At 57.9% G+C, this 12,901-nt stretch carries 4 protein-coding genes and 5 pseudogenes; all 9 read left to right on the top strand.

The annotated features are described in order from the left end of the window. The first annotated feature begins 12 nt into the window (after nt 1–12). The gene (locus ASC85_RS16165; RefSeq protein ID WP_057450464.1) at nt 13–912 is read left to right on the top strand and encodes a proline iminopeptidase-family hydrolase; all 900 of its coding nucleotides are present in this window, start codon (nt 13–15) and stop codon (nt 910–912) included. A gap of 175 nt (nt 913–1,087) precedes the next feature. Further along, complete coding sequence (locus ASC85_RS16160) at nt 1,088–2,794, top strand: ShlB/FhaC/HecB family hemolysin secretion/activation protein (protein WP_057450463.1); 1,707 nt, start codon at nt 1,088–1,090, stop codon at nt 2,792–2,794. A gap of 24 nt (nt 2,795–2,818) precedes the next feature. After that, nucleotides 2,819–3,195: pseudogene (locus ASC85_RS33880) on the top strand (two-partner secretion domain-containing protein); the annotation flags it as partial. Between the two features lies 1 nt (nt 3,196). Next, nucleotides 3,197–3,543 (top strand): annotated as a pseudogene (locus tag ASC85_RS33875) (two-partner secretion domain-containing protein); the annotation flags it as partial. 1 nt (nt 3,544) lies between these two features. Beyond that, nucleotides 3,545–5,375: pseudogene (locus ASC85_RS33870) on the top strand (two-partner secretion domain-containing protein); the annotation flags it as partial. A gap of 1,452 nt (nt 5,376–6,827) precedes the next feature. Next, nucleotides 6,828–9,362, top strand: a pseudogene (locus tag ASC85_RS33865) (hemagglutinin repeat-containing protein); the annotation flags it as partial. Further along, nucleotides 9,347–10,037, top strand: a pseudogene (locus ASC85_RS33860) (DUF637 domain-containing protein); the annotation flags it as partial. The pseudogenes ASC85_RS33865 and ASC85_RS33860, both read left to right, overlap by 16 nt. A 1,941-nt stretch (nt 10,038–11,978) precedes the next feature. Then, complete coding sequence (locus ASC85_RS16140; RefSeq protein WP_057450456.1) at nt 11,979–12,371, top strand: hypothetical protein; 393 nt, start codon at nt 11,979–11,981, stop codon at nt 12,369–12,371. A gap of 97 nt (nt 12,372–12,468) precedes the next feature. After that, the coding region (locus ASC85_RS16135) for a hypothetical protein (RefSeq protein WP_156395648.1) at nt 12,469–12,901 on the top strand (433 nt) is incomplete at its 3' end.

Here is a 12,901-nt window from a genome sequence, read left to right as displayed (position 1 = left end):
GAGCGGCACGAAATGGATTTTCCCGTAACGCACGAAGGCTTTGCGCCTTTTGGTCCGTATCAAACCTGGTATCGCCTCACTGGCGACTTCAGCAGTGGCCGTACGCCGCTGCTGATCCTGCATGGCGGCCCGGGCTGTACACACGATTATGTCGATGCCTTCAAGGATATTGCCAACAGTGGCTATCCGGTGATTCATTACGACCAACTGGGCAATGGGCGTTCCACCCATCTGCCGGAAAAAGACCCCTCGTTCTGGAACGTGGCGCTCTTTCTCGATGAGTTGGAGAACCTGCTGGCTCATCTGGGCATTGGCGACAATTACGCACTGTTGGGGCAATCCTGGGGCGGCATGTTGGCCAGCGAACATGCGGTGCTCCAGCCCGCGGGCTTGCGCGGGTTGATTATCGCCAACTCCCCGGCGGACATGTCCACCTGGCTACTTGAAGTCAATCGCTTGCGCCAGCTTCTACCCATTGAGGTGCAGCAAACACTGCTCAAGCACGAGCGGGCTGGAACCTTGACGTCTACCGAGTATTTGGAGGCCGCTCGGGTTTTCTACGACCGTCATGTCTGCCGTGTCACGCCCTGGCCCGATGACGTCGCCCGTACCTTTGCCCAGATCGATGCCGATCCTACTGTTTATCACGCCATGAACGGCCCCACCGAATTCCATGTGATCGGCAGCATGAAGGACTGGTCCATCACCGATCGCTTGTCTCGGATCAAGGTGCCGACCCTGCTGATTTCAGGCCGATACGATGAAGCGACGCCATTGGTGGTCAAACCCTATGTGGATCATGTTCCCGACATTCGCTGGGCGTTGTTTGAACACTCCAGCCATATGCCCCATATCGAGGAGCGGATGGCTTGCATGGGAACGGTGGTGAGTTTCCTGGATGAGTGTTTGTAGGCGTCTGCGCAATCTGAGCCGTCGTTTTTGTTGTGTTTCTCGACGCGTCCTGTGAGACGCGTCTCTTTTTTGAGTGGAAAATTCCCGCTCTCTTGAACCGAAAGCGATATGCAGGGTCTGGTGTGCGCGCATTGCTGTGCATGCCTGCTGTCATTTCTGTATCGAGGGATCGAACATGTCCGTATTTGCCTTAGGGACGAGGCTAGTTGTTGCGTCGCTGTGTTTTCTAGCGATGAACATTGCCGTCGCCGCGCCAACTCCCGGCGACACGGACCTGATCCGTGAACGTCAGGACCGGCTGCTCGAAGAGCAGCGCCGACGCCTTGAAGAACTCAAGGACCTGCCCGGCAAGGAGGCGAAGCCGGCCCAGCCCACCGCACCTGCCGATACCCGTTGCTTCCCGATCAAGACCATCGAGCTCAAGGGCGCCGACGCTTTGTCCGATGCGGAGCGCGAACGCCTGCTCAAGCCTTACATCGGCCAATGCCTGGGCGTGCCGCAGCTGAACGAGCTGCTCAAAGTCATTACCGACCATTATCTCGACAAAGGCCTGGTCACCAGTCGCGCCTATTTGCCGCAACAGGACCTGTCCAGCGGTCACCTGCAAGTGCTGGTGGTCGAGGGTCGCCTGGAAGGCTTGAAAGGTGCCGAGAACAGCAAGCTGTCGGATCGCGAGTTGGCGATGGCGTTTCCCGGCAAGACCGGCGAACTGCTCAACCTGCGTGAGATGGAGCAGATGGTCGATCAACTGAACCGGTTGCCGTCCAACCGTGCACAAATGGAACTGACCCCGGGGCAAAACATCGGCGGCAGTGAAGTGCGGGTCAATAACACCCCACAAAAACCTTGGCGCGCCGGCCTGTCACGGCATAACGATGGGCAGAAAAGCACGGGCGAGCAGCAATGGGGCGCCTCCCTGGACTGGGACAGTCCCCTGGGCCTGGCTGACCAACTGGCCTTGCGCGGCGGCCACGATGCCGTCAGCGATCACCAGAAAACCTCGCGCAACGGCATGCTCTATTACAACCTGCCGTTTGGCTGGTGGAACCTGAGCTACACCTACAGCCAGAGCGAGTACCGCGCGCTGGGTCAGGCCAACGGTTTCAATTTCAAGCAGAGCGGCGACAGCCAGAACCATCAGGTGCGCCTGGAGCGTGTGGTCCATCGCGACGCAGTGAGCAAGACCTCGCTCAACACGGGCCTTTCGTACCTGCGCAGCAACAACTTCATCGAAGACAGCAAGCTCGCCGAGAGCAGCAATCGCATCAGCGAGGCGCAGTTCGGCATCAACCATGGCCGGCGAGTGGGCAATGCCTTCGTCAACCTCGACCTGGGCCTGCAACAAGGTATCGGTGCCCTCGATGCCCAGGGCGATCATGAGCCGGGCCCTGGGCTGCCGGATGCACGCTATCGCAAATACACCGCGACCCTCAGCTATTTGCAGCCCTTCATGCTGGGCGGCGAGTCGTTCAGCTTCAGCAGCCTGATGACCGGCCAGCGTAGCGAAGACGTGCTGTTCAGCCCGCAGCGCATGAGCCTGGGCGGCCTGTCGTCGATTCGTGGCTACAAGGACCAGACATTGTCCGGCGACAGCGGCGGCTACTGGCGCAACGACTTGCGTTGGAGCCGCCCGGTGACCCTGGAATGGCTGCGCCCGGTCTTCGCCGAATACGGCACCAGCCTCGGTTATGACCAGGGCGTGATCAGCGGTAATCGCTACAACGGCGATCAGCACGGGCGCATGTCGAGCAACTCGCTGGAGTTGTTCGCCCGCGGTGAGCACCTGAGCGCCAGCGTCACCTTCGCTCACTCCCTGGAACGTCCGGATGCCCTGACCGAGCGCGAAGCGCCGATCTACTTCCGCGTGGATGTATCCATCTAATTTTTGCTGCAACGAGACCTGATCATGGACGACCGCCAATACGCCTTCCTGGCCCGCCAGCCTTCTGCTGCCCTGCAAACCCGCGACGCCTTCTGGGGCATGCCCAAGCGCGGCCTGGCGTTCCTGCTGGCAAACGTCATGTTCTGGCAGCCAATGTGGGCCCAGGCGGACGGCATCGTGGTCAGCGCCCCGGGCACCAGCCTCGGCCAGGCCGGCAATGGCGTGCCGGTGGTCAACATCGCCAAGCCCAACGGCAGCGGGCTGTCTCACAACCAGTTCAAGGACTACAACGTCGGCAGCAACGGCGTGATCCTCAACAACGCCACCAACACGGCCCAGGCCACGCAACTGGGCGGGATTATCCTCGGCAACCCGAACCTCCAGGGCACGGCCGCGAAAGTNCGGCGTGATCCTCAACAACGCCACCAACACGGCCCAGGCCACGCAACTGGGCGGGATTATCCTCGGCAACCCGAACCTCCAGGGCACGGCCGCGAAAGTCATCCTCAACGAAGTCAACGGCGGCAACCCCAGCCAGTTGCGCGGCTACACCGAAGTGGCGGGGCAGTCGGCCCATGTGATCGTCGCCAACCCCTATGGCATCACCTGCAATGGCTGCGGGTTTATCAATACCCCGAAGGCGACCCTGACCACGGGCAAGCCGATCATCGAAAACGGCCAGGTGGGTCGCTATCAGGTGGACCAGGGCAGCGTCGCCATTGAAGGCGCGGGTCTGAACGCGAACAACGNGGGCAAGCCGATCATCGAAAACGGCCAGGTGGGTCGCTATCAGGTGGACCAGGGCAGCGTCGCCATTGAAGGCGCGGGTCTGAACGCGAACAACGTCGACCGCTTCGAAATCATCACCCGCAGCGCCAAGATCAACGCCGAGATCCAGGCCAAGAACCTGACCATCGTGGCTGGGCGTAATGACGTTAATGCCAATACCCTGAACGCCACTGCCCGGGCCGATGACGGCAGTGTGAAACCTGAACTGGCGATCGACTCTTCGGCGCTGGGTGGTATGTACGCCGGCGCGATCAAGCTGGTGGGTACCGAGGCCGGGGTTGGCGTGAAGCTGGACGGCAAGATGGTTGCCAGTGGTGGGGATATTCAGCTGGATGCCAATGGGCATTTGAGTTTGGCGCAAACCACGGCGGCAGGCGCCGTCGATATCAAGGCTCAAAGCCTGGAAGCCCGAGGTACGATCTATGCCGGCAGCCATGTCCAAGCGACGACCCAGGGCACCCTCGGCAACCAGCACGCCATCGCCGCGCGCGACAATGTCACGCTGACTACCAACGGCCAACTCAACAATCTCGGCATCATCGAAGCGGGCGTCAACATCGACAATACCCGCAACCAGGTTGGCGATGTCGTGCTGACCGCGGCGAATATCGACAACCGCGGGCAGAACGTGATCGCCAGTCGCGACTTGAAAGCCACGACCACGCAGACCCTCGACAATCGCGGCGGCACTTTTTCCGCCGGCAAGAGCCTGACGCTGAACAGTAAGGACATCGACAACCGCGCCGGCACGCTGGTTAGCCAAGGCAAAGTTCAAGCATCGGCCACTGGGGCGTTGGATAACCGTGATAAAGGGATCATCGCCAGCAACGGTGAGCAGACCCTGGTCGTCGGGACGCTGAAGAACAGCGCAGGCGTCATCAGCAGCAACGACCTCCTGAAGCTCGAAGCGAAAACCCTGGATAACAGCGGTGGCAAGATTGCCTCCGATGCCGCTCTGACCCTTGGGGGCGGTAGCGTTGAAAATAGCGCAGGACAAATCACCAGCCAGGGTGATCTCGTTGCCACGCTGAAAAGCTTCAACCAGAAGGACGGCAAGTTGGTCAGCCAAGGGAAACTGACCCTGACCGCAGACCACATCAACAACAGCGACGATGGTTATATCGCCTCGGTCAAGGCGATGAGCCTGACCGCTTACCAGCAACTGCTCAATAACGGCGAGGCGATCATCAGCACTGAGCAGGGGCTGACGATCAGTGGCGGTGGTCTCGATAACACCAAAGGCAGCCTGCTCAGCCAAGGTGACCTGAAGGTCGATATCACTGGGGATTTTCTCAATCAGGATGGCAGCGTCATCACCCAGGCTGGGAACGTGGACATCGAGGCGAGCAGTCTCGATAACCGTGGCGGTGTCCTTGCCAGTGTCGGCGGTTGGCTGAAAGCCACGCTGGACACGGTGTTGGATAACGGCGAGTCGCTCACCTCGGTCGACGCAGCTGGGTTGATCCAGGCGCAATCCGTCGACCTCGATGCGAAACAGACGCTGCGCAACAATGGTGGGCAGGTCTCGGCCTTGTCCGGGGCCGTTGTGCTCTCCACGGCCACGCTCGAAAACCGCGACGGTGCAGTGCTCGCCAAACAGACACTGACAGTACGCGCGCAGGATTTGGACAACAGCGACGGACGCGCAGCGGCAAACGCCGTTGATTTCGGTCTGACCGGGGCACTGAACAACCTGCGCGGTCTGGTGGAAGGCTCCAATGGCCTGCTGATCCGTGCTGAGTCAGTTGATAACCAGGGCGGCAAGTTGCGCTCGGTGGGCAAGCTGGGGACCGCGACGCTAACGGTTGATCAATTGCTGGACAACCAGGGCGGCGTCATTGAAGCAGCCACCCAGGACCTGTCCCTGCAGATGGCAGGCTTCAAGAATGCTGGCGGCAATGTTCGTCATGTGGGCACCGGCACTTTGGGTGTGGACCTCGCCAGGTTCAGCAACATCGGCGGCAGCCTGATGACCTCAGGCACCCTGACCGTCGACGCTGCGCGTTGGGACAACAGCTCGGATATCCAAGCCAATGCCCTGAACCTGAAGGTGGGCCAGCTCAATCAGACCCGCAGCGGCAAGTTGGTCGCGGTGCAAAGCCTGTTGGCTACGGGCGGCACCTGGAACAACGCGGGCATCATCAGCAGCGACGTTGATCTGGATCTGAAGCTTACCGGCGCTTATGTCGGCACCGAAAACAGCAGCCTCAGCAGTGTCGATCAATTCGATCTGAGCGCCGCCAGCCTAGATATCTCCAGCGGCTCGCGCCTGGCTGGCGGTGGCATGACCACCATCAGCAGTCTCGGTGCGCTGAATAATGCCGGCCGGATCACTGGCGGGGGCAAGTTCTCCCTGGCCGCCACGAGCTTGGTCAATACGGGCACGCTGGGTGGCGCCGACACCGTCGAACTGCTTGCCAACGAGGCCCGTAACGATCGCGGCCTGATCTTCAGCGGCGCGGACATGGCCCTGCGTTTCAATCGCTTCACCAACTATCGTGCGGACGTCTACAGCCTGGGGGCACTGAATGTCGCGGCGCGAGATGGCGTCGCTCGCAGCACGCTGCTGGAGAACATCTCCGGCACCCTTGAATCGGCAAAGGACATGTCGCTGCGCAGCGACACCCTGATCAATCGCAAGGACGTCTTTTCCACCACCGATGAGCTGGTGTCGGGCTCCATCAGTGTCAAATGCTATGACTGTAGCGGTGATCACCACAACGTCGACTATATAGCCCGGGAGACCTACCAAAGCGCAGTGCTTGAAGACTCAGCCAGTGCCACGTTGATGAGTGGGGCGAAGCTGACCGTTGATGGCTCTGCGGTGACCAACCAATACAGTGTAATGGCCTCGGCTTCCGACCTGCTGATCACCGCAGACAACTTCGCCAACGTTGGCGCTGCTTCTGGCACCAGCGTCAGGACGCGGACCTGGAACACCGGCCGGGTCACCGATGGCACCGACGAGCGTTTTCGCGGCAGGGTCATCGTTCCCTACAACGCCCAGGCCAACCCGAAACAACTGCCCGTCGATGCGCTCAACAACTTCCGTCAGGTGGGCGACATCACGATCGTGACGCCAGGAGAGTCGCTGGCACCGTCGGTTGTTCAATCGGGCGGCAATATCAGCATCCAGGCTACGCAGCGCCTGGAGAACAGCAGTATCGTGCAGTTCCAGGCACCGCTGGCGGGTGCAACCAAGTCAGCGGCCACCGATGTGGCCAGCGCCGCACAGCCAGCGGTCGTGGTGCTCAACCCGCAGTTGCCGCCTGATCTGGCCCAACAACAAGTCAACCCGACCACCATGCCCGGGTTCACCTTGCCGACTGGCGAGAATGGTTTGTTCCGTGTCGTCGACAGCGCGGCCGCAGCGCAAGACAGCCACGACCAGAGCCGGGCCACTGTCCAGGGCTCGGACGCCAGCCGGGTCATCACCGGCCCCAAATACCTGATTGAAACCAACCCCGCGCTGACCGACCTCAGGAAGTTCATGAGCTCGGACTACTTGCTGGATAACCTGGGTTATGACCCCGATACCAGCTGGAAGCGCCTGGGCGATGGTTTGTACGAACAACGCCTGATCCAACAGGCGGTGCTGGCTCGCACTGGGCAGCGTTTCATTGCCGGACAGACCAGCGACGAAGGCATGTTCAAGTACCTGATGAACAATGCCATCGCCAGTAAGGAACAACTGAACCTGGCCGTTGGCGTAACCCTGACTTCGCAACAAGTCGCCGCGCTGACCCACGACATCGTCTGGATGGAAGACCAGGTCGTCAGCGGCCAACATGTCCTGGTGCCGGTGCTTTACCTGGCACAGGCCAACAACCGGCTGATGGCCGATGGCGCGTTGATCCAGGGCAAGAACCTCACCCTGATTGCGGGCACCGACCTGAAGAACGCCGGGACGCTGCGTGCCAGCGAGAACCTCTCGGCGGCAGCCGGGAACAACCTGATCAACACGCGCCTGGCCGAGGCTGGCGAGCGGCTCAAGTTGGTCGCGGGCAAAGACCTGGTCAACATGCAAGGCGGCATCCTCAAAGGCAAGGACGTCGAGCTGTCGACCTTGACCGGCGACATCCGCAACGACCGGACCATCACCACCCTCGAGAACAGCGGCAAGGGCTTCAGTTCGAAAACCTCCGTTGTCGACAACGCCGCGCGCATCGAGGCCGGTAACAACCTCACCATGCGTGCAGCGGGCGATCTGCTCAACGTAGGCGGCGCGATCACTGCGGGCAACAACGCGGACTTGAGTGCGGGCAAAGACGTTGTCATCTCCGCGGCTCGCGAAGAAAGCGGCTCGATGCGTCAGGACAAACGCCACTTCTGGGAACAGAGCCAGACCGTTCAGCACGCCAGTGAAGTCAAGGCGGGCGGCGACCTGAACGTCACCGCCGGCAACAACCTGACCATCGTCGCCAGCCATCTGCAAGCCAAGGGCGACATCAACCTGAGCGGCAACGATGTCGCCCTGATCGCGGCAGCGAACGAGGATTCCAGCGAATACCGCTACAAGCGCAGCGGCAAGAAGATCAACAAGGAAGAAGACCATGTCTCGCAGCAGGCGAGCACCCTCGATGCCGGGGGGGATGTAAGGGTTGCTGCGCGCAATGATCTGTTGATGGTCGCGAGCAAGATTGCGGCGGGTAATGAGGCCTACCTGGTGGCGGGTAAGCAGCTGAGTCTGCTGGCTGAGCAGAATCGTGATTACTCGCTGTATGACATGAAGAAAAAGGGCAGCTGGGGCAGTAAAGCCGCACGGCGCGATGAGGTGACGCAACTCACCCATATCGGAAGCGAGATCAACACTGGGGGCGACCTGATGTTGGTCAGCGGTGGCGATCAGACCTATCAAGTAGCGAAGCTGCAAAGCGGCAACGACCTGATCATCGACAGCGGCGGGCGCATCACCTTCGAAGGGGTCAAGGACTTCCACGACGAGAGCCATACCAAGAGTAAAAGCGACCTGGCCTGGTACAAGATGAAAGGCGAGGGGCGAACCGACGAAACCTTGCGCCAGAGCGCTCTGGTTGCCCAAGGAAAGTTGGTGATCAAGGCCGTCGATGGGCTGCGCATCGATGTCAAACAAGTGGATCAGCAGAGCGTCAGCCAAACCATCGATGCAATGGTGAAGGCTGAACCGGACCTGGCCTGGATGAAAGAGGCCCAGGCGCGTGGCGACATTGACTGGCGCCAGGTGAAGGAAATCCACGACAGCTTCGAGTATGACAATTCTGGTCTGGGAGCTGGGGCCAAGATCGCCATCGCGATTTTGATGTCTTTCATCATGGGGCCGGCAGGTTTCGGACTGTCGGGTACCAATCTTGCGGTCGCCACCAGCCTGAGCACCACGGCGGTCACCAGCACCATTGAGAACAAAGGCAACCTGGGACTTGCGCTGAAGGAAACAGTCAGCGCCGATAGTTTGAAGAGTGCGGCGATTGCCGGTTTTACTGCCTATGCATCCGCATACGCGGACCAAGAATGGTTTAGTAGTACCGACAGCTCCAGCACGACCACTCAAGGCGTCGAGCCTTCGACGGGTTCGGCGGGGTCGGCAGGTTCGGCATCGAGCGCGAGTAACTCCTCCAAGGATATCTTCCGTTGGAACACCGCGACTGACACTGCAATCCGCACAACCGGGCAAGCAGTGATCTCCAGCGGTATCTCCACCGCGATCGGTGGTGGCAGCTTTGGCAGCAATTTCAATGCTGCCCTGTTGGGAGAGGCCGGCAATGTGGCGATGGCGACCGGCTTCAACTGGGTGGGCGATACCATCAAGTTCCCCGATGGCGGCCCACAGAAAATTGTTGCCCACGCTCCTCCAAGGATATCTTCCGTTGGAACACCGCGACTGACACTGCAATCCGCACAACCGGGCAAGCAGTGATCTCCAGCGGTATCTCCACCGCGATCGGTGGTGGCAGCTTTGGCAGCAATTTCAATGCTGCCCTGCTGGGAGAGGCCGGCAATGTGGCGATGGCGACCGGCTTCAACTGGGTGGGCGATACCATCAAGTTCCCCGATGGCGGCCCACAGAAAATTGTTGCCCACGCGATCATGGGTGGCCTGCTGGCTGAGCTGACGGGCAGCGACTTCAAGACCGGTGCGGTTGCCGCCGGTTTGAATGAAGCGCTGATTCCCGGCATGGCCAAGGTGGCGGGTGAAAACAAARATCTGCAACTGATGCTGTCGCAACTGACGGGGCTTCTGGCAGCGGCTGCGGTCGATGGCGACCTGAATACAGGTTCGACGATCGCCAAGAAAGCGACGGAATTCAACTATCTGTTCCATGCCGAACTGGTCGAAAGAGAACAGAAGCTCAATACGTGCGCCTCCCCGGCGGATTGCCAATCCGTCAGGGACTATTACAACAACCTAGATGCGACTCGGAACAGCGAGTTCGGCCAGTACTGTCAGCGGAATCGGCGAGTTGTGCGCAAGTTACAAANCTATCTGTTCCATGCCGAACTGGTCGAAAGAGAACAGAAGCTCAATACGTGCGCCTCCCCGGCGGATTGCCAATCCGTCAGGGACTATTACAACAACCTAGATGCGACTCGGAACAGCGAGTTCGGCCAGTACTGTCAGCGGAATCCGGCGAGTTGTGCGCAAGTTACAAAGCAACTGGTGGATGAGATTCCTGCTAATGAACAGTTGTTGCAGGACGTCAGGGTATCCGGGGATAAAGACAGTTTTGCACGTTCGATATCACTCTGGTTGTCTAATCAGAGTAATTCGCAGGCTATCAACACCAGCATCGTGGAGAAGTCCCGCGTCGAAAGTGGCGATGGTGAGGCGTTTTTGGCGGAGCTTGCGTTGGATGCGTTGGATGCGTTGGATGCGTTGAATCCGGATCGGGATTTGTTCTCGTCGACGGCTGGGGGTAAGGGTGGTACAACCGGGGTTAAGGTTGGGGTTGTAGGGCGTGATGGTGCAAAAGATGGAGGCACGAGTGGGTTCAGTGGCGGTAAACCAACGGCGGTGGATGATCCATATAGCCCAAGCGTTGTTACTGAAAGGTCTAAAGTAAATAGAGAGGACTATGGACGGGAAAATACGGCTAATGAGTTTCCCGCTGGTCTTCCAAATTATGCTACTCATTCAACCGCAAAGAGCTATCAGTCAACGGTTCCACGAGATTTGAATGAGCAGACTTTGTGGAATAGAGTGATAGATAATCCCTCTGCTGGTCGTGATACGAAACTAGCGGGCGATAAAGATTTTCCACGGAGTGAGGGCTGGAGAAAAATGGAAGTAAGCCACCGACTACCTAGCGGAGAAAATATAACCGTTCATTACCAGCACAACTCGGTCACCGATAAGGCATATGATATGAAAATCACCACGCCGCAGCAGCTGCCGCCTGCGCTGCAGCCCGGAAGAACTATTGAGTGATGTGGATATGATTGTTAGAGAAATTGGGCGAGAAGAGCCCGTGCAGGTGTTCGGGATTTACTGGATAGAGANCTGCAGCCCGGAAGAACTATTGAGTGATGTGGATATGATTGTTAGAGAAATTGGGCGAGAAGAGCCCGTGCAGGTGTTCGGGATTTACTGGATAGAGAATGAGCGCTTTTATTGGGTCATTCCTTATGATGGTTACGGTGGTCTGATGGCACTCAGTGAGAGAGATGTCAATGTTGTAGACTCTTTTTTGTCAAGTGATCTCATCCTCTGCAAGGATGGGGATGGGGTAGACATGATTCTTCACTGGGCGGCGGAAGATCTGATCGAAGAGCTGGTAGAGCGAGACCCACTAGCAATGATCGAGTTCTTAGGACGCATAAAGGACTGATGGTGCAAAAGACTGAAAAGGGAACAGATTTATGGCAAAGCTTGGTCGCCAGCGACTGACGGCGCAAGCCGTCACGAAATGGCGTAAGAAACCCAGCGGGTACTAACCCCGCCCGGCAAGGACTAGCCATCCACCGGAAGCGAGTCTTGCGTGGTGTTCGGGTAACCGGCGCTGCGAAGCGTAGACAGCGAGTGTGAAAAGGGGACTGTGAAAAGGGGACAGATTTATTTTGTGAGGCGCAGAGGATCAGGCTCATTGCTTTTCTTGGTTTATAAATAGATCTGTCCCCTTTCCTGAGCAGATATCTAATCCTCCGCAAGGGCCTGTAATTCCATCTGGATGGGTCAGTCGGCCGGGGAAAAACGGAGGGRAAATATATTTTCCACCCGGAACCGACCCTGCTAAAGGGGAGCACATTCGAGTAATGCCCCCAGGTTCATCACCTGTGCCCGGATATGAAAATGGATACCAAACAACCAATGAATCCCGCGACAGGAAAACCTGGGAAAGGTCAGGGCGACACACATGTTCCTCTTCCCCCCGACACTTTACCGCCGGTTCGTCGTTGAATTTTAGATTTGATATAGGTGACGTATGTACGCATTGCCAGATGATTTTGATTTTTTTCTATTGGCCGAATGCTACTTGGAAATGGTTAGTTTTGGGGTGGCAATCACCAAGTTGGACTTTGCACGTCCGCRAGCGGCCCCTGGTGTATCTCCTTRTAAAGTCTCTTTCTGTATAGAGGGAGGGTTAACGTATAAGGTCGGCGGCACCTTAGGGCGGCGAGAGTTTTCTGACTCGTATACGAGTGCGCCTTTATTGGATTTTTTACTGCAAGACGTCGTGTCGGTTAAAGAGGCTGAAGGCGCGGGGTTGGAGATAACATTCCATTCTGGCGACACGATCGTCGTTGAGGCTGATAGCGAAGGTGGGTATGAGGCCTATTCAATTTATTTGGATTCTGGTGATGTTGTAGTGGTTTAGTTTGCGAGTGGATCTCCATTTTCCTGTTTTTGCCACGAGTTAGGATGGGGAAGGTACAACAATCCGTACCTTTGATCTGAGCCTAGGAGGGCCATTGATGCGTCACGATATTGTTCTACGCTTTATTGCAGTAATTTTGTTTTGCTTCACGCTGACCGGGTGCATTCATTACGAACATAAAAGCGCAGAAGGAAAACCCTGGGACGAGGTCGCGACAATTCGGCAGTTCGACAAGCATTTGTCGATAGACAAAATCGATGACGATACGTCGCTATATTGGCTAGCCCGCCAAACCGAGTATCGACTAGGCGCAGGAAGGCATAAACTTTCCGTTAAGTACGCTATTGGAACCGGATATTCACGTCCAATTGAAATGACCGTGGATTTGGTCGGTGGCCGTACCTATGGGCTTTATGGCGTTTCTTCGATGAAATGGTGGTATTACGAAGTTCGTGATGTCGATACAGGGCGTTCCGCGAAAGTTATAGAGCCGGCGGTCACAACGACGCCTTCTGAATCAGCCGGGCAGG

The sequence above is a fragment of the Pseudomonas sp. Root401 genome, assembly GCF_001425105.1.
Taxonomy (GTDB): domain Bacteria; phylum Pseudomonadota; class Gammaproteobacteria; order Pseudomonadales; family Pseudomonadaceae; genus Aquipseudomonas; species Aquipseudomonas brassicacearum.
This window is presented reverse-complemented; position numbering and strand designations above follow the sequence as displayed.

Bases quoted from the DNA above. Each gene is read 5' to 3' on its own strand.
- ASC85_RS16165 (WP_057450464.1), top strand. From the start codon at position 13: ATGGATTTTCCCGTAACGCACGAAGGCTTTGCGCCTTTTGGTCCGTAT.
- ASC85_RS16160 (WP_057450463.1), top strand. From the start codon at position 1,088: ATGTCCGTATTTGCCTTAGGGACGAGGCTAGTTGTTGCGTCGCTGTGT.